Genomic DNA, 22,758 nt, shown 5'->3' on the forward strand with positions numbered 1-22,758 from the left:
CGCCCCGCCGGCGGCGTTCAGGACAGGGGGGCCATCAGCGGGGCGAGCCGGCCCGCGCAGCCGCGCAGCGCCGGCAGGTATCGCTGGGCGCGGTCGCCGGCGGTGCCCGCGCGGGCCGAGGGCACGGAGCAGCTCACGGCGGCGACGACCGCCCCCGACTCGCTGCGCACCGGCACGGCGACGCAGTAGAGCCCGACGGTGTACTCGCCCTCGTCCTCGGCGAAGCCGTTGGTCCGCACGGCCGCGAGCCGGCGCAGCAGCTCGGCCTTGTCGCCGATGGTGCTCTTGGTGAACCGCTGCAACGTGACCCCGTTCAGCCGGTGGCGCAGCTCGGCCGTCGGCAGGCCGGCCAGGAGCACCTTGCCCAGCGCCGTGGTGTGCGCGGGCAGCCGCAGGCCGACGCCGGAGACCAGGCGCAGCGGATGGTCGGACTCCTCCTTGGCCAGATAGACGTTGTCGAGGCCGTCCAGGACGGCCAGCTGCACCGTCTCGTTGAGCTCATCGCGCAGCGCGCGCATCTCCGGTCCAATGAGGACGGTGATGTTCCGGTTGTGCGCGTACGCCTGCGCGACCTCCCAGGCGTGCAGCCCGACCCGGTAAACCCGGGACTCCGGGTCCATGAACAGGTAGCCGTGCTCTGACAGCACCCGCAACAGCCCGTGCAGGCTGCTGCGTGGGAGCTGCAGGGCGGTCCGGATACCGCTGGCGTCGATCCCGTCGGTATGCCGCGCCACCAGGTCGAGGATCTGCAGTACCCGCTCGGCCGACTTGATCGAGCCGGCCGGCGTCGCGGTGTCCGCGGCGTCAAGAGTTCGGGGTGTCGGCGCCATGCTTTCCGTCCGCCTTTGTCCGTGAGTCGAGTCCCGAGCAGGGTGCCACACGCGTCCGACCGTAGGCAACGACTCATTGCTGAGCTGCTGGGACAGCGTGGCGATTCAGATATCTGAACGCCTATTCCCATACTCGATCACCACGTCTACAGTCGTGGACCAAGTCCCGCGTCCCTGCGACACACCAACTGCCACACGAGGTGGACTGGAATGTTGAGACACCGATCCGCACTTCTGGCGGCCGCTGTCGTGGCTTCACTGAGCCTGACGGCCGCATGCGGCGACACCGATGAACCCACCAAGCCCGCCCAGGACGGCGGCACCCTCGAGATCGCCCACTGGGACCTGCTGGCACCGAGCTACGGCGCGAAGATGTGGGAGACCTTTCAGGGCTACCAGCAGCAGAACCCGAAGGCGACGCTGACCAAGCAGGAAATCACCCGGGCCGACTACGAGACCACGATCAAGACGCAGATCGCCGCGGGGGGCGGCCCCGACGTCTTCGCGGTCGCCGACACGTTCCTGCCCGAGCTCGCCGAGGCGGGCGTCCTCGAACCGCTCGACGGCGTCTTCGGCGCCGACGCGAAGCTCAACGTCACCAACGAGGGCGGCAAGTGGCGCGGCAAGCAGCTCGCCATCACCGCCCAGATCGCGCCCTACGCGTTGCTGTGGAACAAGGACATCCTGGCCCAGGCCGGCGTCCAGCCGCCGACCACGCCTGAGGAACTCGTCACAGCGGCGAAGACCATCAAGGAGAAGACGGGCATCACCGGCTTCGCGGTGCGCCACCGCATCGCCGAGGAGAATCCGTGGTGGATCGACTTCAACAACTGGCCGCAGGGCTTCGGCGGCGGCTGGTCCGACGGCAAGACCCTCACCATCGACCGGCCGGAGAACATCGCCGCGCTCAAGGCCTACAAGGCCGTCTACGACTCCGGCGCCTTCGCCGTGGGTGACGACGCGTCGACCTTCCGCACGAAGTTCAAGGAGGGCAAGCTGGCGATGCTCATCGACGCGACCGGCGCGCCGACCGCGATGATCAGTGAGAAGGTGCCGGGCACCTCCATCATGTCCTCGAAGCTGCCGTTCCCGGGCAAGAACACCAGTCAGGTCGGCATCTACTTCGTCATCAACAAGCACTCCAAGAACAAGGAGCTGGCCAAGGACTTCCTGCGCTGGCTGGTCCAGCCGCAGCCGCAGCAGAAGCTCTCCGAGGTCATCGGCAACGCCTCGACCGTGGCCGTCGACACGACGGTCCCCGAGGCGTACGTGAAGGCCAACCCGTGGGTCACCGCCTACCGGCAGAACGCGCCGTTCTCGCACGACGCCGTGGTGGACGGGTTCGAGGCCAAGACCCCGCAGATCCGCCACATCGTGCTGCAGTGGATCGAGAAGGTGTTGCTGCAGAACGTCCCGCCCGAGGAGGCCCTCACCAAGGCGGCCCAGGAAGCCAAGGCGGCGGTCGGGGGCTGACCCGCCACCGGCGCGGTAGATGCCGGGCCAAGCGGCATCTACCGCGCACGATCCCCAAGGAGGGCCATGAGCACCCGATCGCGGCTCGCGCCGTACCTGTTCGTCGGCGGCGCGGCGGTATATCTGCTGGTGTTCACCGCCACCCCGCTGTTGCGCGGGGTGCTGCTCAGCTTCACCGACACCAAGCTGCTCAACCCCGACGGCGGCGAGTACGTCGGGCTGGACAACTACCACGACCTGCTCGTCGACGACCGGTTCGCCTCGTCGGTGCTCACCACGATCCTCTACACCGCCTGCACGGTCGCCGGGTCGCTGCTGCTCGGCACCGCCGCCGCGTTCGCGATCAACGACGGGTTCCGCGGGCGGGCCGTCGTGCGGGCCGTCCTCGCGATGCCGTGGGCGGTGCCGTCCATCGCCGTCGTGCTCGTCTTCACCTGGATGTTCAACGTGGGCGACGGGGTCGCCAACCGCGGCCTCGCCGTCCTCGGCATCGGCGAGCAGGGCTGGCTCATCGACCCCGACCTCGGCCTGCTGTCCGTGACCGCGGTCAGCGTCTGGAAGGTGTTCCCGTTCATCATGCTCGTCGTCCTCGCCGCCCTGCAGTCGGTGCCCGCCGAGGTGCGCGAATCGGCCCGGGTCGACGGCGCCGACCGGTTCACCGCGCTCAAGGAGATCGTCCTGCCGCACATCGCGCCGACCCTGCGCATCGTCGCGCTGCTCATGACGATCTGGTCGCTGCGCCGGTTCGAGATCATCTACCTGCTCACCGGCGGCGGGCCGGTCGACGCCACCAACACGCTCGTCATCAACGTCTACCGGGAGGCGTTCGCCAACTCGGACCTCGGCCGGGCATCCGCGCTGGGGATGCTCGGCCTGTGCCTGTCCCTCGTCGTCACCGTCGTCTACTTCGTCGTCGAGCGGCGCTCGGCGCGGCGGGAGGCGCAGTGAAGCGGCTGACCGGAGCGGGTCCCGGGCGATGGCTCGCGCTCGTCGTGCTGATCGTCGTGGCCGGCTTCCCGGTGTACTGGATGCTCAACACCGCCCTCGCCACGCGCGAGGAACTGTTCGACGGGCAGAGCCTCTGGCCGCGAATCGACCGGATCGGCTCCGTCTTCGACGTCTTCGGCAGCGACGTACCGCTGCTGCGCTGGCTCACCAACAGCGCGATCGTGGCGTCCGGCACGACGTTCTTCAGTCTGGCGCTCGCCGTGCTGGCCGGGTACGGGCTGTCGCGGTACCGCCGCTTCCACGGCCGGGGTGTCATCGGCTTCGCGCTGTTCGCCACCCAGATGCTGCCCGAGGCGCTGTTGATCGTGCCGCTCTACACGCTGTTCGTCTCGCTGGGCCTGATCAACGGGCTGTTCGGCCTGGTGCTGGCCGACACGGCCTTCGCCATGCCGGTCGCCGCGTGGATCATCAAGTCGGCCGTGGACGGCGTCCCCTACGAGATCGAGGAGGCGGCTCGGGTCGACGGCGCGCCCCGGTTCGTGATCTTCTCCCAGGTCACGCTGCCGCTGGTGGCGCCGTCGGTGGCCGCGGCCGCCGTCATCACGTTCTTCGACGGCTGGAACGAGTACCTGTTCGCCTCGACGTTCATCCGCGACTCGGCGAAATGGCCGGCCAGCAAGGGCCTGTCGTCGTTCATCGGCGAGTTCATCACCCCGTTGTCGACGGTGTTCTCCGCCGCGCTGGTGTTCACCGTTCCCGCCATCGTCTTCTTCCTACTGGTCCAGCGCCGGATCGTGAGTGGCCTCACCTCCGGTTCGGTGAAGGGGTAGGCATGCCAGCCATTGCGTTCCGGGGCATCCGGAAGTCCTACGGCGACACACCGGTCATCCACGAGTTCTCCACGGAGATCCCGGACCGGGAGTTCCTGGTGCTGCTCGGCCCGTCCGGGTGTGGAAAGTCCACCATGCTGCGCATGATCGCCGGGCTCATCGACATCACCGGCGGCGATCTGCTCTTCGACGGCCGGCGGGTCAACGACCTGGAGCCCAAGCAGCGCAACGTCGCGTTCGTCTTCCAGTCCTACGCGCTCTACCCGCACAAGACGGTGCGCGCCAACATCGCCTTTCCCCTGTTGATGAGCCGCTTCCGCTGGTGGCAGCACATCCCGGTGGTCGGCATGGTGGCGCGTTGGCGGGCGATGCGCGACCCCGCCATCACCACGAGAATCGAGCAGATCGCCGCGACGATGGAGCTCACGCCGTACCTCGACCGCCGGCCTCGCACCCTGTCCGGCGGGCAGCGGCAGCGGGTCGCGCTGGCCCGGGCCCTGGTTCGCGAACCCTCGATCTATCTGCTGGACGAGCCGCTGTCCAACCTGGACGCCAAGCTGCGGGCGCAGATGCGCACCGAGATCACGGCGCTGCACCGGCGCGTGGGAGCGAGCTTCATCTACGTGACGCACGACCAGGTCGAGGCGATGACCATGGGCACCCGCATCATCCTGCTCAACGACGGCGTCGTGCAGCAGAGCGGTACCCCGCAGGAGATCTACGACGAGCCGGCGAACACCTTCGTGGCCCGGTTCATCGGCTCGCCGGCGATGAACCTCGTGCCGGTCACGGTCCAGGGCGGGCAGGCCACGATCGACGGCGGTACGACCGTGCCCGCCGGCGGGGTGCCCGACGGGCCGGCCCTGCTGGGCGTGCGGGCGGAGAAGGTGCGGGTCGCCGCGACGGGCTCCGGCCTGCCGGCCCGGGTGGCGGTGGTGGAGCGGCTGGGCGCCGAAACCGTGGTCGGTTTCCGGCTCGGGCTCGCCGCCAACGGCGATGCGCTCGGCGCGGCCGCCGTGCGTGACCTGCACTACGCCAAGGTCCCGGGTGACGCCGGCCTCGCCGTCGACGACGAGTGCCGGGTGCTGCTCGACCTGAGCGGCGCCTGCTGGTTCGACATCCACAGCGGTGCGCGCATCGGCGCGCGGAAGGACGTACGCGTCGCATGAGAGCACTGCTCTACGCCGGGCCGCTCGAACTCGTCGTCACCGATCTCGACGCTCCGGCTCCGGCCGACGACGAGGTGCTCGTACGGGTGGCCGCGGCCGGGGTCTGCGGCTCCGAGGTGGAGGGTTTCGCCACCCAGAGCCCGTTCCGCAAGCCGCCCCTGGTGATGGGCCACGAGTTCGCCGGGCACCGGGTCGACGACGGCACGCCGGTCACGGTCAATCCGCTGGTGGCGTGCGGCGACTGCGGCAACTGCCGGCGCGGCCGGACGAACATCTGCGACAACCGCAGCATCCTCGGGATCAACCGGGCGGGCGGCTTCGCCGAGTACGTCGCCGTGCCGCGCGCCAACGTGCACCCGCTGCCGGCCGGGGTGTCCCCGCAGCGCGGAGCGTTCGTCGAGCCCATGGCCAATGCCGTGCACGCCGCGAACCTGGTCGCCGACCGGCTCGTCCCGGACGCCCGAGTCGGCGTGATCGGCGCCGGCATGCTGGGCACAGCGGTGCTGCTGGTGCTCCGCAGCCGCGGCCTGACCGGCATCCACGTGGCCGACCTGGCCGAACAGCGGCTGGCGACCGCGGTCAAGGCGGGCGCCGGCCGCACCGGGCAGCGGCTGACCGGCGCCTTCGACGTCATTGTGGACACGGTGGGCACGGCCGGGACCCGGGCCGACTCCGTCGCGCTGCTGTATCCGGGCGGGGCCGCGGTCTGGCTCGGCCTGCATGCCGCAGAGTCCGATGTGGACTGCCGGGCGATGATCCGGGGTGAGAAGGCGGTCCTGGGCAGCTTCTGCTACACCGCCTCTGAGTTCGCGGCGGCAGTGCCGCTGGTCGCCGCCGTCGACGAGGAGTGGCTGGAACTTCGAGACCTCGCCGAGGGTGTCGAGGTGTTCGAGGCGCTGATGCGAGGCCCGTCGGCGCGCATCAAGACGATGTTGGTGCCCTGAGCGCGGGACGTGCCAATGCCTCGTCCCGGCGGAAGCCGGGAATCTGCTGAGGAGGGCTCGATGAGCCGTACGGTGGTGGTGGCAGGCGGCGGTACCGGCATCGGCCGGGCGGTCGCCGCGACGTTCGCCGGCAGCGGCGACCGGGTGGTGCTGGTGGGCCGGCGCGAGCCGACGCTGCGCGCCGCGGCGCAGGCGCTCGGCCCCGCGGCGACCTGGGTCGCCGCCGACCTGAGCACGGCGGACGGTGCCGCGCGGGTGGCCCTGGCGGTGGACCGGGTCCACGTGATCGTGGCAGGTGCCGGGGGCACCGCCGCGGCGGTGCCGTCCGAGCTGGACGCCATCGCCCGGGAGTGGCGTGCCGACTTCGACCAGAACGTGCTGACCGCAGTGCTGCTGGTGGCCGCGCTGCGGCCGAAACTGGCCGAGCACGGCCGGGTGATCGGCATCGGATCGATCGGCGCCCAGCTCGGCAGCGGCTACAGCGGCTCGTACGGCGCGGCAAAGGCGGCCCTGCACGCGTGGATCTTCTGGCTTGCCGCGGAACTGGGGCCGGCCGGGGCCACCGCCAACCTGGTGCTACCCGGATACGTGCCGGACACCGAGTTCTTCGGTGACCGGATGAACCCGCAGTTCCACCGGGCCAGGGTCGACCGCACGCTGGTCGGACGCGCCGGTACACCCGGGGACGTGGCGTCCGTCGTGCACTTTCTGGCCTCGCCCGGGGCGTCGTTCGTCACCGGGCAGCTGGTGGGAGTCAACGGGGGAACGGTACTGGGACGATGAGCGGCCGGCGGCCGCCCCCGCGGACGTGAGAAGCCGGAGCGCGTCGTCGCTCGGCGAGCGGGGAAGCGCTGGGTGACCAGCGCTGTGGCCGCCGCGTCGCCCAGCGGCCGGATCTCGTGTTCCGGCAGGCCGGTCCGCTACCGCAGCCCCGCCGGTCGGGGCCTGGCAGGAAAGCTAGCGCAGACGCCGCGGCGGCACACCCGCGGCGCGATGCCGACCCTTCCCCGGACCCGAGTGTGAGATCGGCGCAGGCGCTGATGATCGCCGGGTGGTGCCGGAATGCCAGGTTTAGGGCCTGGTGAAAGGGTAGGCAGCTTGCGTACCGGTGACGCAGGAGGGGGTTGTGCGCAATGGTGGGAACCGGCACGGCGCAGTACGACACGTTGCTGCGAGAAGTCAATAACCTGCGGCCCTCATACCGCCGGCCATTGGACTCTCCCTATCACATCAGCAACGAGCTGTACGAAGTTCTGCGCCATGTTCTGCATGACGTCGGCGGTGAGCCGGACGTGCCGATGCAGTACGAGGAGGTGGAAGAGGCAGAACGGCCGTGGGAAATGGCCACCTACGTCACCTGTGAATGCCTCGGGTGGCGTGGCGTGTGGAATTCCGAGATGCGCCGCCGCATGGAGAACGACCTGGGGGCGACGCAATACTTCGGACTGCCCTACTATGCGCGCTGGGCCACGGTCGCCGCGAGGATCCTCGTGGACAAGGGCATCATCACCACCGATGAACTCGGCGCGAAGATCGACGAAATCCGTGCTCGGCGCCAGGAGGAGCGGTCATGAGGCGCTTCCGCACCGGGGACCAGGTGGTTGTCCGGGACGCGACGTCGATGTTCCACACTCGCACGCAGGGCTACATGCGCGGGCATCTGGGCACCGTCGTCGAGGACCGGCCCGAATGGGTCATACCCGAGGACGAGGCATGGGGCCGCGACGAGGACGGCCGACACGAGCCATTCTATGTCGTCCGCTTCCAGCAAACCGAGCTCTGGCCGGACTACGCAGGATCAGACATCGACACACTGGAATCAGAATTCTCGGAACGCTGGCTCGAGCCGGCGACGAAGGAGAACCGGAGCACATGAGCACGGCGCACAACCATGATCATACGCCGATCCAAGATTCGGACGGGATCAGCGAGTTCGAGATTCTCGAGCTCGCCGTCCGGAGCTTGGCGATCGAAAAGGGCATCTTCTCCGCCGAGGATCACCGCCGCTTCTCCGAATGGGCCGACAGCCGCAGCCCCATGTACGGGTCGAAGATGGTCGCCAAGGCCTGGGTCGATCCGGCTTACAAGGAACGGCTGCTCGCCGACGGAACCGAAGCCTCCAAAGAGGTAGGGGTGGACTGGCTCGACCCCACCGGGACCGGTACCCCGAGCGACTACACCTACTTCTATGTCCTGGAGAACACCCCCTCGCTGCACAATGTGATCGTGTGCACCCTGTGCTCCTGCTATCCGAGACCGGTGCTGGGCATGTCACCCGACTGGTACCGGACCCCGAACTACCGCCGGCGCATCGTCCGCCAGCCACGTGAGGTGCTCGCGGAATTCGGGCTGGTCCTGCCGGCCGACGTTGAGATCCGGGTGCACGACTCCAACCAGAAATCGCGGTTCATGGTCATGCCGATGCGACCGGAAGGCACGGAGGACTGGACCGAGGAGCAGCTCGCTGCCATCGTCACCCGCGACACGATGATCGGCGTAGCCGTGCCACGGCCGGGCTGGACCGCGGCGGAGGCGCCCCCACGGGTCAATCGCACGCATGAGCCGGCACACACCCGAGGCGGCGGCAGGTGACCGGCGACGGGCCCTACGCGGTCCTCATGAACACACTGGACGCCATCGGGGAGCGGACCGGCAACGATCTGCCGTCCCTGGAGCGCGCGCGTGCGCCGTGGGAATCCCGCATGCAGGCGACCTGCGAGTGCCTGTCCTGGCGGGGCGCGCTGGACAATCTGGAACGCCGCCAGGCCGAGGACCGACTCGGGGAGACCGTCTACCGCCCCTTCCCGGTTCACACCCGCTCCGCGCTCACGACCGCGCACGCACTCATGGACAAGGGTGTTTTCACCGAGACCGAGCTTCGATCCAAGATGGAAGAGGTCCGTATCCGGTTCGCGCCGGATGACGATGGGGACTCGGCGGCCGGGCGTCGTCCATGTCCGTGACGTCGGCGCTGAGGCCGAGTCCCGCAACGCCGGCGCCCAACGCGACGCATCGATAGGCGCCGCTCACCGTCGCATCGGCCGTTCCGCCGCGAAGATCGGCGGCTCGTCGCCCGTCGCAACTGGCACCGCCGTCCGTCCCGCGGCTTCGGTCACGGGACGGACAGGCGGCCCCTGCACATCAACCGAGCACGCGCGTGGTCCCGAGGGACGGGCGCGGCATCGCGTTGTCACAAATACTCTGAGGAGGTCCTGATGGCTCAGGCCGCAACCGTATCCACTCCCATCCCCACCCCCCTGCCGGCGCCGATCCCGGTGCGGGAACTGTTGCCGTGGGCCGTCTTCGGCCTGGTGCTGGCCGTGCTGGCGCTGTACTTCGTCGGCGTCGAGCAAGGCGCCATCTCGATCTTCTCCGGAACGGCGGTGCACGAGTTCACGCACGACGGCCGGCACCTGCTTGGCTTCCCCTGCCACTGAGAGCGCGGGACGAAGCGATGACACCACGTACGCTGTTGGTACGCGGCATGCTGGTCGGAGCACTGGCCGCCGCCCTCGCATTCGTGTTCGCCCGCGTCTTCGGTGAGCCGCAGATCAACCATGCGATCGCGTTCGAGGACGCACACACCCATCTCAGCGACGGCCAGGCCGCCATGACCGGCATGGCCGGCATGAGCGGCATGGCCGAGGCGGGGCCGGTCAGCCGCGCCGTGCAGTCCACCCTCGGACTGGGTACCGCCGTCCTGGTCTACGGCACCGCCCTCGGCGGCATCTTCGCCCTGGTATTCAGCTACTGCTACGGACGGATCGGCTCGCTTCGCGCCCGCGGCACAGCGCTGCTGGTCGCCGGGTTCGGATTCGTCGCGATGTTCCTCGTGCCGTACATCAAGTACCCGGCCAACCCGCCCGCGGTCGGGAGCGCCGACACCGTGGGCCGACGCACCGCTCTGTACTTCATGATGATCGGCATCAGCGTCTTGGCCGCGGTCGCCGCGGTCCTGCTCGCACGCATGCTCGCACCCCGGCTCGGCACCTGGAACGCGATTCTCGTGGCGGCCGGCGCGTACCTTGTCATCGTCGCCGGGGCCGGGCTGGCGCTACCCGCGGTCGACGAAGTACCGGCCGAATTCCCGGCCAACGTGCTGTGGCGGTTCCGGCTGGCCTCGGCCGGCATGCAAGTCGTGCTCTGGAGCACGCTCGGCCTCCTGTTCGGAGCCCTCAGCAGGTCGCCCGAGGCCAGGTCCGCATCTCGCGCGCATTGATGCGGAAGGGGTGCGCGGCTTCGTCGCGGACGTTGGGTGGGTCGCGCGACCCTGCCGTGTTGATGGTGCCGTTACGCGGCGATGATGTCGGCGACGACGCAGGCGATGTTGTCTGGTGCGCCTGCGGCGTAGGCGAGGTCGATCAGTCGTTGCGCTGCCGGTTCGGGTTCGCCGGTGTCGTTGAGGGCGGCGTGCAGGTCGTCGCGGCCGACGACGGCGGACAGCCCGTCGGAGCACAGCAGGTAGCGGTCACCGGCCAGGGCGGTGCGCAGCGCGAGGTCGGCTTCGACGGGTTGGCTGCCGCCGCCCAGGGCGCGGGTGAGCAGGGCGCGCTGCGGGTGGGCGGCGGCCTGGTCGGGGTTGAGCTTGCCGTGGTCGACCTGGCTCTGTACCCAGGTGTGGTCCTGGGTGAGCTGCGCGAGTTCACCGCCGCGCAGCAGGTAGATGCGGGTGTCGCCGATGTGCACGAGGGCCAGTTGCGAGCCGCGGCGCAGTATCGCGGTCAGGGTGGTGGCCGGCTGGTTGTCGCCGGTAGCGGCGGCGCGCACCACGCGATCGACGTCGTTGACGGTCGCCGCGAGCATGCCGAGCAGGTCGACGGCCGGCTTGTCGGCCAGTTCGAGCGCCTTGAGCGCGTTGACGGCCGCGGCGCTGGCGGCGGCACCGGCCCCGCGGGTGCCGTCGGCAACGGCCCACAGCCGGTCGCCGGCGTAGGCGACGTCCTCGTTGCTGTCGCGTCCGTGGCCGGGGTCGCAGCGCACGGCATAGCGGACGGTCAGGGTGGGTTTGGTGTCGGACACGGCAATGCCCTTTCTGGACAGGTCCTCGACGAGGCGGGCGACGTGGTGTGCGCGGGCCGTGGTGTCGGCGGCGACCTGCTGCCAGTAGGCGATGACCGCTTGGGCCGCCGCGTCGGGTTCCAGGTCGCACACGGTGCGGATGTCGGCGAGCGGCATGCCGATGCGGCGCAGCTGGGCGATCAGCCGGGCGCGAGCCAGCTGCTCCGGTTCGTAGAAGCGGTAGCCGGACTCGGGATCGACCGCGGCGGGTGTCAGCAGCCCCACCTCGTCGTACAGGCGCAGCGCCTTGGGTGTCAGCCGCGCCGCTCGGGCGAACGCGCCGATCGTCAGCAGCTCCACGGTGCCATCCTCCTCGTGCCGGCCCGGTGGCCGGCACGGACAACAGTGGGCCTTCCCCAAGGGGCAAGGTCAAGCGCCGGGCAGGACCTGCCCCGTCGCGGGTCTGTGAACAGCAAAGCATTGGCGACCCGTTGTCACCGGGGCACGCGCCGCCACGGAGACGCCGCGGGCCGCAGCCCGTCCGCGGGAACCCGTCAGGACGGCGGCCGCATGCGCTCGCGCAGCGTGTCGTACACCGGCGGGCCGTGCAGCAGCGTCGCGCTCAGCAGCGCGGCCGCCGCGGCCAGCAGCATCGGGACCACGAGTGCTGTCTGGGCGGTCATCTCGACGACCAGCACCACGCCGGTGAACGGGGCCCGTACGACGGCCGCGAAGAACGTGGACATGCCGACGATGGCGCCGGCGGTCGGCGAGATGTCCAGCGCCGGCAGGACGGCGTGCAGTGACCCGGCGAACAGGCCGCCGGCCGCCGCGCCCACGAGCAGCAGCGGCGCGAACAGCCCGCCCGGCGTGCCGGCCGAGTAGCACAGTGGCCCGAGAAACCAGCGGATGAGCAGCACCAGGCCCAGGTAGCCCAGACCGTCACGGCCGGAGAGGATGGCCTGGTTCAGCGACTCGCCGCCGCCGATCAGCTCCGGCGCGCCGACGCCGATCGCCCCCACCGCGCCGCCGATGACGGCCGCCTTCACCTCCGGCGGGAGCCGGCGCATTCCCTCGACCGCGTTCAGCAGGAAGATCACCAGACGGTTGTAGGCCACGCCCGCGACGCCAAGCAGCAGGCCCAGCGCCGCATACGCGGGGAGCGCGCGCACCGGCTCGGCCGGCATCCGGCCGACGGCGAACACCGGCTGGTCACCAAGAATCAGCCCCGACACGGCGACCGCCGTCGCCACCGCGGTGAGCGTCGCGAGGACCAACCTGGTGCGGAAGGCGTGCGCGACCTCTTCGAAGACGAACAGTGCCCCGCCCAAGGGCGCGCTGAACGCCACCGCCAGCCCGGCGCCTGCGGTCGCGGCTGTGAGCATGCGCAGCTCGGGCGGGCTGAGACGGCCGCGGCGCCCGATCTCGGCGCCGAGCGAGGCGCCCATCTGCACGGTCGGGCCCTCCCGGCCCAGCAACATGCCCGCCCCGAGCGACAGGAACCCGCCGACGAACTTGGCCGGCAGCAGCGCGATGCGAACCGGCTCCACCTCGGTACGCAACGCCGCCTCGACCCGCTGGACGCCGCTGCCGGAGGCCTCCGGCACCCAGCGCACGACCAGCCGGGCCAGCATCACCGCGACGGCGGCCGTGAGGACCGGGATCGCCCAGCGCCACGACGGCCCGAGCCGCGCCCAGCCGAGCAGCCCGCCACGATAGCCGTTGGCCAGGGACAGCGACAGCCGGAACAGACCCGCGACCAGGCCCGTGAGGACGCCGCCCAGCACGGCCAGAACGGCGAGGTACGCAAGGTGCCAGCCGCCCGGCCGTTCGCGGACATCCGTACCGGAAGGCTTGATCGGACCGGCGGGCCGGATCGCTCCGTCGTCGGGCTGACGCATCTCAGGGCTCGCCCCGCTTTCCGAAGTCGCCGAAGGTCGTTGCCTGCGCGTCACACCCGCTCCGGCCGGATGCGTACCGCCTTCATCCGGCGGGCCGACGCATCCTCGTCAACGACTTCCCTGACCGCAGGGGAGTGCGCCAGGGGGAGCGGCTGACGCTCAGCGAGCAGCAGCGTCCGTATGCCGCCTCGGAGACGGTCTTCGGCTTCGGGTCGGGAGAGGAGCGGCATTCGTAGCGGCACCTGCCCGGCCGGCGTCGCGACAAACCACCCGATCGGTAGCCGCCCGGCCGCGGCCAGGTAGTCCTCATGGCATCCGCGGCGGCCCTGACGTTGCTGAGCACGGCGACCCGCCGCCGAGCGCGGCGACGGCCTGATCAGTACGCCCGCGGGGCCTCGGAGGCGCGGACGGCGGCGCTGTTGTCCGGCCCGATCCTGATTCCGCCCGCGGTAGGTGCCACACCCTGTCACCTACGGCCGCGAATCTTGGACTCGAGCCGGCCGTACCAGCCCGTATCGGGCCGATCGCGCCCGACACAGCCACGAGGAGTACCCCATGACCATCACCACCACCCCGCACCTGAACTTCCGCGGCGACGCCCGGGCGGCGCTGGAGTTCTACCAGTCCGTCTTCGGCGGCCACCTGACCGTCGCCGCGTACGGCGACTTCGGCCTGCCCAAGGACCTCCCGGACGCCGACAAGGTGGTCTTCGGCCAGCTCACCGCCGACAACGGGTTCAGCATCATGGCCTACGACGTGCCCAGCCAGGCCCCCGCCGCCGCGCCGGCCGCGGCCACCACCCGCGAGAACGGCATGACCCTGACCGGCGAGCGGTTCTTCGTCTCCGTCCGCGGCGAGACCCTCGACGAGGTCAGCCCGCTGTGGGACAAGCTCGCCGACGGCGCCGAGATCATCGAGAAGTTCGGCCCCTCCCAGTGGGCGCCGGGGTTCGGGATGCTGACCGACCGCTTCGGTGTCACCTGGATCCTCGACGTCGCCGTGGCCTACGCCGGCTGACCCACCACCTGCCCGATCCGGGGCGGCCGAGCCCGGCCGCCCCGGATCGCCCCTCCCGCGAAGGAACAGCACATGCGCATGCGCCCCCTCGGCCGCACCGGCATCCAGGTCAGCCCCTACTGCCTGGGAACCATGATGTTCGCCCCGTTCGGCAACCCCGACCCCGACGACTGCGCCAGGATCATCCACCGAGCCCTCGACGCCGGCATCAACTTCATCGACACCGCCGACGTGTACGGCGGCGACGGCGAGACCGAGCGCGTCGTCGGCAAGGCGCTGCAGGGCCGGCGCGACGATGTCGTGCTCGCCACCAAGTTCAACGGCGCCATGGGTGCGGACCCGAACCGGCGCGGCAGCTCCCGCCGCTGGATCGTCACCGCGCTCGAGGGCTCCCTGCGGCGCCTCGGTGTCGAGCACATCGACCTCTACCAGGTTCACCACCCCGAACCCGGCACCGACATCGAGGAGACGCTCGCCGCCCTCACCGACCTGATGCGGGCCGGCAAGATCCGGGCGATCGGCCATAGCAGCATGCCGGCCGCCGAGATCGTGGAGGCCCAATGGACCGCCGAACGCCGCGGGCTGGCACGGTTCCGCACCGAACAACCGCCCTACTCGATCCTCAACCGCGGCATCGAGCGCGACGTCCTGCCGGTCTGCCAACGCTACGGAATGGGCGTGCTGACCTGGAGCCCTCTCGCGTCGGGCCTGCTCACCGGCCGCTTCCGCGCCGGCGGCGAACAGCCCTCGGCCGGACGCATGCACTGGGTGCCCCGGCACATGACCGACCCGCGCAACCACGCGGCCGTCGAACGACTCGTACCGATCGCCGAAGACGCCGGCCTGTCGCTCACCCATCTGGCCCTGGCCTTCGTCGTCAGCCACCCCGCGGTCACCTCCGCCATCATCGGCCCGCGCACCATGGCCCACCTCGACGACCTGCTCGCCGGCGCCGGCACCACCCTCGACGACGCCACCCTCGACCGTATCGACGAAGTCGTCGCGCCCGGCGTCAACCCCGGCACCCTCGACATCGCCTACACGCCGTCCGCCCTCGTCCAGACCGATCAGCGCCGCCGCCGTACCGGCGACCGGGCCGCCGCCTGAACGCTCACCACCACCGGGGGAACGGCGTACAGAAACGGGTGCGGGCACGGCGGATGAACCCGAGGCCCCCACCCGGGCGAAGGCGGTTTGGTGCGGGGCCCACCGGGTACGGCCTGCGGACGGCGAGCGGCCCGTGACCCCGACGCACGCGGGAGTGTGATGCGCCATGCCGACCCTCACCCAGTCCGACCTGCACGCCTGGCTGGAGCAGGCGCGCCGGCGCGGTCCGGCGTACTACGACGACGAGCGGCGGTGCTGCACCGTCCTCGGCCACCCCGAAATCGTCGCGGTGCTCGCCGACACCGCGACGTTCTCCTCCGACCTGGGCGACCTGCTTCCGCAGCAGGAGGACCTGGAGCTGTTCCAGCGCGGCAACTTCGTGCGCATGGACCCGCCCCGGCACGACACCCTGCGCCGCCTGGTCAGCCAGGCGTTCACCCCCAAGACGGTGGCCGGCCTGGCGCCGCGCATCGCCGAGGTGACCACCGGGCTGCTGGACGCGCGGGCCGGCGAGCGACGTATCGACCTCATCGAGGACCTCGCCTACCCGCTGCCGGTGATCGTGATCGCCGAGCTGCTCGGCATCCCCGCGGCGGACCGCCCGCTGTTTCGCACCTGGGCCGATCGGCTGTTCGAGCGCTCCGACGCCGGCCCTGACGAGTCCCTGCCGCCGTTCACCAGCCGGGAGGCGGTGGACGCGGTCGCGCCGGCGTTCCGGGAGATGAACGCGTACCTGCTGGAGCACATCCGCACCCGCCGGGCCGACCCGCGCGATGACCTGATCGGCCGGCTCGTGCTCGCCGAGGCCGACGGCGATCGCCTGTCGGACGGGGAGATCGTCGGATTCGTAGGGCTCCTGCTGCTCGCCGGGCACATCACGACGACGGCGACCCTGGGCAACACGGTGCAGTGCCTGGAGGCGCACCCGGACGCCGCGGCCGAGGTGCGGGCCGATCGGTCGCTGCTGCCCGGCGCGATCGAGGAGGTCGTCCGGCTGTACACGCCGTTCCCGCGGCTGGCCCGCCGGACGAACACCGGCGCCATGGTGGGCCAGACCGCCGTCCCGGCCGGAGCGGTGGTCATCACCTGGCTCGCGGCCGCCAACCGCGACGAGCGGGTCTTCGCCGACCCCACCCGGTTCGACCCGCGCCGGGCGCCCAACCCGCACCTCGGTTTCGGCCACGGGCTGCACTTCTGTCTCGGCGCTCCGCTGGCCCGGCTGGAGGCGCGGATCGCCATGGACATCCTGCTGGACCGCTACGACGACATCGCCGTCGACGCCACCGAGCCCGCCGAGTTCCGCAACCCGTGGGTGATGGTCAGCCCGACCCGGCTGCCCGTGGCCGTGACCGCGAGCCGGGCGGCCGCGGCGCGCTGAGCCCTCAGCCGCGCTCCTCGCTCGAAGCGGACCGGGGGCTGATCAGCGGCCAACGCCGCCGCCGTGTCCTGATGCCCGCCGGCTCCCTCGATCAGCACCTCGGCCGAGCATTTTCGAAATTTAGCCGAACATGTCTTGAACCCATCGCATCTTCACAGTAGCTTCTCGTCATCGAATATCGGGCCGCCTCCGTCAGCGCGCGGAGCCGGGGTCGGGGCCGACCCGACCCCACAGCGGCTCGGACGAGGAGGTTCTGGAGAATGTCAGCTCCCTCGTGGCTCAGACTTCGGCGATTGATGATCGGCGGGGTGGCCGTCCTGCTCACCGCCGCCGCGTGCGGTTCAGGCCCCGCCGAGGAGAACCAGGGCGGCGGCACCCCCGTCGACGGCGGCACACTGAGCGTGGCGCTGTCCGCCGAGCCGGACAGCCTCGACCCGGCCGGCGCCGCCCAGGCGGCCGCGCACCAGGTGTTCATGCAGATCTACGACCCGCTGGTATGGCTCGACCCGTCCAACGGCGAGTACGTCGGCGGGCTGGCGTCGTCCTGGACGACCTCGTCCGACGGCCTGACCACGACCTTCAAGCTGCGTACCGGCGTGAAGTTCCAGGACGGCACCGAACTCGACGCCGCGGCGGTGAAGTTCAACTTCGACCGCATCCTCGACGCCTCGTTCAAGTCCCCCGTCGCGCGGGCCAAGCTCGGTCCGCTCAAGACGGTGACCGCGGTCGACCCGACCACGGTCGAGCTCACCTACGCCACCCCTTTCCCGTCGCTGCTCAACTCCCTGAGCCAGCACTGGCTGGCCATCGTGTCCCCGGCGGCCGTCGCCAAGTACGGCAACAGCTACGGCCAGCACCCGGTGGGCACCGGTCCGATGTCGTTCGTGGAGTGGGTGACCGGTGACCACGTCACCCTGCAGCGCACGGCCGACTACGCCTGGGGGCCGTCGTTCCTGCACCAGGGGAAGGCGTACCTGGACAAGCTGATCTTCAAGATCGTCCCGGACGACGGGGCCCGATCCGCGGCGGTACAGAGCGGCGACGTGCAGATCGCCTGGAACATGCCGGCGGCCGACTTCTCGCTGCTCAAGAAGAAGGGCTCCGACCTGACGATGGTGGCCGCGCCGTGGAGCGGCGGCTCGCTCTCGCTGTTCCTGAACACCGAGCGCGCCCCGACCGACGATCTCGCGGTCCGGCAGGCGATCCAGCACGGGATCAGCCGCACCGACCTCATCAACACTGCCCTGTTCGGGATCTACACCCCGGCCGAGGGCCCGATCTCCCCGCGGACCGTCGGCTACACCAAGGCGGTCGAGGGCAAGTACCCGTACGACAAGGCGAAGGCCGAGAGCCTGCTCGACGGGGCCGGCTGGACGATGGGCGGCGACGGCTTCCGCAGCAAGAACGGCACCCGGCTCGCATTGAAAATCATCACCCAGGCGCAGTTCAACCCGATCGCCACCGGTATCCAGGGTCTGCTCAAGCCGCTCGGTTTCGACGTGGCGGTGGACATCCGTGCCGCCGCTGCCGCGACCGACGCCAACGGCAAGGGCGAGGGCACCGGCGGCATCACCGGCCTGGTCGACAGCGACCCGTCCGGCATCCAGCTCTTCTACAGCTCCAAGAACTACGGCGGGTTCGACTGGTCCCGCATCAAGGACGCGCAGATCGACGACCTGCTGAGCCGGCAGACGGTCGAGCGGGACGTCGCCAAGCGCAACGAGATCCTCGGCCAGCTGCAGACCACGATCATGGACAAGGCGCTGATCTACCCGATCTACCAGGGCGCCTTCCTGTACGGGGTCAGCTCGAGGGTGGGCAACCTGCACACCAACGTGCTCGCGTATCCCTACTACGCCGATGTCTGGCTCAAGCCGTGACACGGTACATCCTTCAGCGCGTCGCGCTGTTGGTCCCCGTGTTGCTCGGGGTGTCGGTACTGGTGTTCCTGAGCCTGTACCTCACCCCGGGCGACCCGGTCACGGCCGTCGTCGGCGACGTGCCGGTGAGCGAGGAGACCCGCCAGCAGCTGCGGGCCCAGTACGGTTTCGACCGCCCGCTGTGGGACCAGTACCTCAGCTTCATGGGCCGGGCGCTGCAGGGCGACCTCGGCTACTCGTACCGCTACCAGCGGCCGGTGCTCGACCTCGTCCTGCAGAACATCCCGCAGACCATCCAGCTCATGCTGGCCGCGATGGTCATCGCGGTGCTCCTCGGCTCGCTCATCGGCACCGTGTCCGCGCTCAAGCGAGGGTCCAAGGTGGACACCGCCCTGATGGGGCTGGCCACACTGGGCCTGTCGGTGCCCACGTTCTGGCTCGGCATGGTCCTGCTGCTGGTGTTCGCGGTGAATCTGCGGTGGTTGCCGGCCATCGGCGCCGACCGCCCCGGCGCGATCATCCTGCCCGCGGTGACCCTGGCCATCGGGGCGGCCTGCATCATCGCCCGCTTCCTGCGCGGCTCGCTGCTCGAAGTACTCAATCATGACTACGTCGTGACCGCCCGCAGCAAGGGCATGCGCGAGCGGCGGGTCATCGGCGTGCACGCCATGCGCAACGCGGTCATCCCGGTGCTCACCATCGTCGGCCTGCAGATCGGCAACCTGCTGGCCGGCGCGGTCGTCGTGGAGACCATCTTCACCCGGCACGGGATCGGGCAACTGCTGCTGTCGGGCATCACCAACCGCGACTTCCCGATCGTGCAGGGCACCGTGCTGTTCGCGACGGTCAGCTACGTCCTGGTCAACCTCGTCGTCGACCTGCTGTACACCGTGGTCGACCCGCGCATCCGGCACGGGGGTAAGCCGTCATGAAGCGCTATCTGCGGCACCCGAGCTTCGCCATCGGTGCGGCGCTGCTCATCGTGGTCCTCGTGGCCAGCGTCGTCGGCATGGTCACGACCCCGCACGACCCGACCGCGCTCGACCCGCTGGCCCGCTTGGAGAGCCCCAGCTGGTCCCACCCGTTCGGTACCGACCAGTTCGGCCGCGACATCTTCAGCCGGGTCCTGGCCGGCGGACACCTCACCCTGGCCACCGGCCTGTTCGCGGTCTTCCTCGGACTCGTCGTCGGCGGTACCGTCGGCTGCCTGGCCGGCTACTTCGGCCGGGCCGTCGACCTCGGTGCCGTCGCCTTCATGGACATCCTGCTGGCCTTCCCGGCGGTGCTCCTCGCCCTCGGCATCGTGGCGATCCTGGGCGGCAGCGTCACCAACGTCATCATCGCGGTCGGGGTCGCCACCGTCCCGGTCTTCGCCCGGGTCGCCCGCGCCTCCGTCCTCAGCGTGCTGGTCCGCCCGTACGTCAAGGCCGCCGTCGCCATGGGCTGCAGCCACCGGCGGATCCTGCTCCGGCACGTCCTGCCGAACATCCTCGGGCCGATGCTCGTGCTGACCACCACCACCATCGCGACGGCGATCCTCATCGGCTCCGCGCTGTCGTTCCTCGGCCTCGGCGCGGCCCCGCCGACCCCCGAGTGGGGCGTCATGCTCAGCGACGCCCGGGCCTACATGCGGCTCGGCTGGTGGCTGACCGTGGTGCCGGGCGTCGCCGTCGCGCTGGTGGTGCTGGCCCTCAACCTGCTCGGCGACGGCCTGCGGGACCTCATCGACCCGACCTCGCGGCCGGGAGGAGACTGAGATGGCCCTGCTGCACGTACACCGGCTGTCCACCAGGATCGGCTCCGGCCCGGCTGCGGTCCGGGCGGTGCAGGACGTCAGCTTCAGCATCGAGCCCGGGCAGACCCTCGGCCTGGTCGGCGAGTCCGGCTGCGGCAAGACGATGACCGCGCGCAGCATCGTCCGGCTCCTGCCCGCCGACGCCCGCGTCACCGGCGGCGAGGTCGTCTTCGACGGACAGGACCTGCTCGCGCTGCCGGAGGCGGACATGCGCGACATCCGGGGGCACCGGATCGGCTTCGTCTTCCAGGACCCGTCGACCAGCCTCAACCCGGTGTTCACCATCGGCATGCAGGTCGCCGAACCGCTGCGCCAGCATCTCGGCCTCAGCCGCCGCGACGCCCGCGAACGCGCCACCGAGCTGCTGGCCCGGGTCGGCATCCCGAGCCCCCGGCTGCGGCTGGACGACTATCCGCACCAGCTCAGCGGCGGCATGCGACAACGGATCATGATCGCCATCGCGCTGTCCTGCACGCCGCGGCTGCTCATCGCCGACGAGCCCACCACCGCGCTGGACGTGACGATCCAGGCACAGATCCTCGAGCTGATCCAGGAGCTCAGCAGCGAGACCGGCACCGCGGTCCTGCTGATCACCCACAACCTCGGCATCGCGGCGGGGATCTGCGACCGGATCGCGGTGATGTACGCCGGTCAGGTCGTCGAGACCGGTGGCGTCGACAACCTGTTCTACACGCCGAAGATGCCCTACAGCTGGGGCCTGCTCGACGCGCTGCCGACGCTGTCCGACGACGAACGCCTGGTCCCGATCGAGGGCGGCCCACCCGACCTCGGCGCGGCCATCGAGGGCTGCCACTTCGCTCCCCGCTGCCGCCACGCCCGCCCGGTGTGCCGGCAGGCCGAGCCGGCGCTGAGCCGGCGCGGCACCGGACACGACGCACGCTGCCACGCCACCGAACCCGAAGGATGGCTGCGATGAGCGCCACGGTCGAGGTCGAACACCTGCGGGTCACCTTCCGCACCGGCGCCGGGCTGCCCGGCCGGCGCTCGGGCACCCTCACCGCCGTCGACGACGTCAACCTGACCATCCCGGCCGGGCAGACGCTGGGCCTGGTCGGCGAGTCGGGCTCCGGCAAGAGCACGCTCGGCCAGGCCATGCTCCGCCTCGTCCCGGCGACCGGCCGGGTCGGCATCGGCGAGCGGGACGTGCTGAGCCTGCCCCGCCGGGGTCTGCGCCGGCTGCGGGGCGAGGCGCAGATCGTGTTCCAGGATCCGTACGGCTCGCTCAACCCCCGCCAGCGCATCGGCGCGATCCTGGCCGAGCCGCTCGCGGTGCACCGCCTGCTGCCACCCCGCGACCGCCCGGCCCGGGTCCGGGAACTGCTCGAGCTGGTCAACCTGCGGCCCGACCTGGCCCAGCGGTACCCGCACCAGCTCTCCGGCGGTCAGCGGCAGCGGGTCGCGATCGCCCGCGCGATCGCCGTGAACCCCGCGTTCCTCGTCCTGGACGAACCGGTGTCCGCCCTCGACGTGTCGATCCAGGCCCAGGTGCTCAACCTGCTGGTCGACCTGCGCGCACGGCTGGGCCTGACCTACCTGTTCGTGGGCCACGACCTGGCCGTGGTCCGCCACGTCAGCGATCGCATCGCGGTGATGTACCTCGGCCGGATCGTCGAGGAGGCGCCGGCCGGTGTGCTGCTGACCGCGTGCGCCCACCCGTACACGCGCGGGCTGGTGTCGGCGCTGCCGGTGGCCGACCCGGAGACCGAGCGGGTGCGGGAACGCATCGTCCTCACCGGTGACCTGCCGTCTCCGATCACGCCTCCGCCCGGCTGCGGCTTCCACCCGCGATGCTGGCTCTACACCCAGCTCGGACAGCCCGAGCGGTGCCGTACCGATCGGCCCGCGCTGCGGGTGGTCGGGCCGGACCAGTCGGCCGCCTGCCACTTCAGCCGGGAGCTGGCGACCAGCCCGCTCGGGCGGGCCCCCGGCGCACCGACCCGCCGGCGCCACATTCCCGTACCCGTCGAAGGGAGCTCCGGATGAGCCGGTTCGAGATCGCCGAGGTACCGCGCACCGCGGCCGCCGCCCCGCCCACGTTCGCCTTCGGCGACGCGCAGATGGCCGACTTCCTGGCCCGGATGCGCAACGCCGTGCTCGCCACCAACCGGCCCGACGGCAGCCCGCAGGCCACGCCCGCCTGGTACCACTGGGACGGCCGGGTCATGCGGATCAGCAGCCCCGGCTGGACCCTCAAGGTGCGCAACATCCGCCGCGACCCGCGGGTCAGCGTCTGCGTGGACGACCAGCTCAGTGGCACGTACGTGACCCTCTTCGGCACCGCCGAGATCGTGGACGGCCCGACCGTGCGCGAGGAGTCCTGGCCGGTCCTGCTCAAGTACCTCCACGAGGACGAGGCGACCGTCCGCTGGACGCGGATCAACGCCGGCGACGACCGGGTCGTCATCCGCATCACGCCGAGGAAGATCATCTGGCGCAACGCGGTGCGCTGAGCCCTGGGCCACCAATG

At 70.7% G+C, this 22,758-nt stretch carries 24 protein-coding genes; 21 read left to right on the plus strand and 3 right to left on the minus strand.

Features of this window, described 5'->3' with window-relative positions; translation table 11 throughout:
* Window positions 1–17 precede the first annotated feature (17 nt).
* Window positions 18–830, minus strand: a complete 813-nt coding sequence (locus ACQP1P_RS15255; RefSeq protein WP_433087196.1) for an IclR family transcriptional regulator — start codon at window positions 828–830, stop codon at window positions 18–20.
* A gap of 249 nt (window positions 831–1,079) precedes the next feature.
* On the opposite strand from ACQP1P_RS15255, the gene ACQP1P_RS15260 reads away from it, so the two are divergent.
* From ACQP1P_RS15260 to ACQP1P_RS15315, 12 genes are all read left to right on the plus strand, one after another.
* Window positions 1,080–2,303, plus strand: coding sequence for an ABC transporter substrate-binding protein (locus ACQP1P_RS15260; RefSeq protein ID WP_433087198.1), 1,224 nt, complete (start codon window positions 1,080–1,082; stop codon window positions 2,301–2,303).
* A 66-nt stretch (window positions 2,304–2,369) separates the two neighbouring features.
* A complete protein-coding gene (locus tag ACQP1P_RS15265; RefSeq protein ID WP_433087200.1) occupies window positions 2,370–3,251 on the plus strand; it encodes a carbohydrate ABC transporter permease in 882 nt (293 codons plus the stop codon).
* Complete coding sequence (locus tag ACQP1P_RS15270) at window positions 3,248–4,081, plus strand: carbohydrate ABC transporter permease (RefSeq protein ID WP_433087202.1); 834 nt, start codon at window positions 3,248–3,250, stop codon at window positions 4,079–4,081. The genes ACQP1P_RS15265 and ACQP1P_RS15270 overlap by 4 nt, the downstream gene beginning before the upstream one ends.
* A gap of 2 nt (window positions 4,082–4,083) precedes the next feature.
* Window positions 4,084–5,250, plus strand: a complete 1,167-nt coding sequence (locus tag ACQP1P_RS15275) for an ABC transporter ATP-binding protein (protein WP_433087204.1) — start codon at window positions 4,084–4,086, stop codon at window positions 5,248–5,250.
* The gene (locus ACQP1P_RS15280; protein WP_433087207.1) at window positions 5,247–6,194 is read left to right on the plus strand and encodes an alcohol dehydrogenase catalytic domain-containing protein; all 948 of its coding nucleotides are present in this window, start codon (window positions 5,247–5,249) and stop codon (window positions 6,192–6,194) included. The genes ACQP1P_RS15275 and ACQP1P_RS15280 overlap by 4 nt, the downstream gene beginning before the upstream one ends.
* Window positions 6,195–6,254: 60 nt before the next feature.
* Window positions 6,255–6,977 carry an SDR family NAD(P)-dependent oxidoreductase gene (locus ACQP1P_RS15285; protein WP_433087209.1) on the plus strand — a complete coding sequence of 241 codons (723 nt, stop codon included), beginning with the start codon at window positions 6,255–6,257 and terminating at the stop codon, window positions 6,975–6,977.
* 350 nt (window positions 6,978–7,327) lie between these two features.
* On the plus strand, window positions 7,328–7,768 hold the full coding sequence (locus tag ACQP1P_RS15290) for a hypothetical protein (RefSeq protein ID WP_433087211.1): 441 nt from the start codon (window positions 7,328–7,330) through the stop codon (window positions 7,766–7,768).
* Window positions 7,765–8,070, plus strand: coding sequence for an SH3-like domain-containing protein (locus tag ACQP1P_RS15295; RefSeq protein ID WP_433087213.1), 306 nt, complete (start codon window positions 7,765–7,767; stop codon window positions 8,068–8,070). The genes ACQP1P_RS15290 and ACQP1P_RS15295 overlap by 4 nt, the downstream gene beginning before the upstream one ends.
* Window positions 8,067–8,786 carry a thiocyanate hydrolase subunit gamma gene (gene scnC / locus ACQP1P_RS15300; RefSeq protein WP_433087215.1) on the plus strand — a complete coding sequence of 240 codons (720 nt, stop codon included), beginning with the start codon at window positions 8,067–8,069 and terminating at the stop codon, window positions 8,784–8,786. The genes ACQP1P_RS15295 and scnC overlap by 4 nt, the downstream gene beginning before the upstream one ends.
* Window positions 8,787–8,812: 26 nt before the next feature.
* Window positions 8,813–9,157, plus strand: coding sequence for a hypothetical protein (locus ACQP1P_RS15305; RefSeq protein WP_433087217.1), 345 nt, complete (start codon window positions 8,813–8,815; stop codon window positions 9,155–9,157).
* Between the two features lie 252 nt (window positions 9,158–9,409).
* Window positions 9,410–9,631 (plus strand): CbtB domain-containing protein, encoded by a 222-nt coding sequence (locus ACQP1P_RS15310; RefSeq protein WP_433087219.1) that lies wholly within the window; start codon window positions 9,410–9,412, stop codon window positions 9,629–9,631.
* Between the two features lie 83 nt (window positions 9,632–9,714).
* Window positions 9,715–10,413 carry a CbtA family protein gene (locus ACQP1P_RS15315; protein WP_433087221.1) on the plus strand — a complete coding sequence of 233 codons (699 nt, stop codon included), beginning with the start codon at window positions 9,715–9,717 and terminating at the stop codon, window positions 10,411–10,413.
* A 71-nt stretch (window positions 10,414–10,484) separates the two neighbouring features.
* On the opposite strand, the gene ACQP1P_RS15320 is transcribed toward ACQP1P_RS15315, so the two are convergent.
* Together ACQP1P_RS15320 and ACQP1P_RS15325 are read right to left on the minus strand one after the other, a co-directional pair.
* On the minus strand, window positions 10,485–11,552 hold the full coding sequence (locus ACQP1P_RS15320) for a MerR family transcriptional regulator (RefSeq protein WP_433087223.1): 1,068 nt from the start codon (window positions 11,550–11,552) through the stop codon (window positions 10,485–10,487).
* 194 nt (window positions 11,553–11,746) lie between these two features.
* Complete coding sequence (locus ACQP1P_RS15325) at window positions 11,747–13,093, minus strand: ClC family H(+)/Cl(-) exchange transporter (protein ID WP_433087225.1); 1,347 nt, start codon at window positions 13,091–13,093, stop codon at window positions 11,747–11,749.
* Window positions 13,094–13,648: 555 nt separating this feature from the next.
* On the opposite strand from ACQP1P_RS15325, the gene ACQP1P_RS15330 reads away from it, so the two are divergent.
* The 9 genes from ACQP1P_RS15330 (at window position 13,649) to ACQP1P_RS15370 (ending at window position 22,741) form a co-directional block, all read left to right on the plus strand.
* Entirely contained in the window at window positions 13,649–14,110 is a 462-nt protein-coding gene (locus ACQP1P_RS15330; protein WP_433087227.1) for a VOC family protein, read from the plus strand.
* A 72-nt stretch (window positions 14,111–14,182) separates the two neighbouring features.
* Window positions 14,183–15,217, plus strand: a complete 1,035-nt coding sequence (locus ACQP1P_RS15335) for an aldo/keto reductase (RefSeq protein ID WP_433087229.1) — start codon at window positions 14,183–14,185, stop codon at window positions 15,215–15,217.
* Between the two features lie 166 nt (window positions 15,218–15,383).
* The gene (locus ACQP1P_RS15340; protein ID WP_433087231.1) at window positions 15,384–16,595 is read left to right on the plus strand and encodes a cytochrome P450; all 1,212 of its coding nucleotides are present in this window, start codon (window positions 15,384–15,386) and stop codon (window positions 16,593–16,595) included.
* A 308-nt stretch (window positions 16,596–16,903) separates the two neighbouring features.
* Complete coding sequence (locus ACQP1P_RS15345; protein ID WP_433087233.1) at window positions 16,904–18,475, plus strand: ABC transporter substrate-binding protein; 1,572 nt, start codon at window positions 16,904–16,906, stop codon at window positions 18,473–18,475.
* Window positions 18,472–19,407, plus strand: a complete 936-nt coding sequence (locus ACQP1P_RS15350; RefSeq protein ID WP_433087235.1) for an ABC transporter permease — start codon at window positions 18,472–18,474, stop codon at window positions 19,405–19,407. The genes ACQP1P_RS15345 and ACQP1P_RS15350 overlap by 4 nt, the downstream gene beginning before the upstream one ends.
* Entirely contained in the window at window positions 19,404–20,231 is an 828-nt protein-coding gene (locus ACQP1P_RS15355; protein ID WP_433087237.1) for an ABC transporter permease, read from the plus strand. The genes ACQP1P_RS15350 and ACQP1P_RS15355 overlap by 4 nt, the downstream gene beginning before the upstream one ends.
* Before the next feature lies 1 nt (window position 20,232).
* On the plus strand, window positions 20,233–21,207 hold the full coding sequence (locus tag ACQP1P_RS15360; protein WP_433087239.1) for an ABC transporter ATP-binding protein: 975 nt from the start codon (window positions 20,233–20,235) through the stop codon (window positions 21,205–21,207).
* On the plus strand, window positions 21,204–22,274 hold the full coding sequence (locus ACQP1P_RS15365; protein ID WP_433087241.1) for an ABC transporter ATP-binding protein: 1,071 nt from the start codon (window positions 21,204–21,206) through the stop codon (window positions 22,272–22,274). Before ACQP1P_RS15360 ends, ACQP1P_RS15365 begins: the two co-directional genes overlap by 4 nt.
* Window positions 22,271–22,741: a PPOX class F420-dependent oxidoreductase gene (locus ACQP1P_RS15370; RefSeq protein ID WP_433087243.1), complete on the plus strand. Its 471-nt coding sequence runs from the start codon at window positions 22,271–22,273 to the stop codon at window positions 22,739–22,741. The genes ACQP1P_RS15365 and ACQP1P_RS15370 overlap by 4 nt, the downstream gene beginning before the upstream one ends.
* Window positions 22,742–22,758 lie beyond the last annotated feature (17 nt).

Origin of the sequence: Dactylosporangium sp. CA-052675, assembly GCF_050947935.1 — a bacterium.
Lineage (GTDB): Bacteria > Actinomycetota > Actinomycetes > Mycobacteriales > Micromonosporaceae > Dactylosporangium.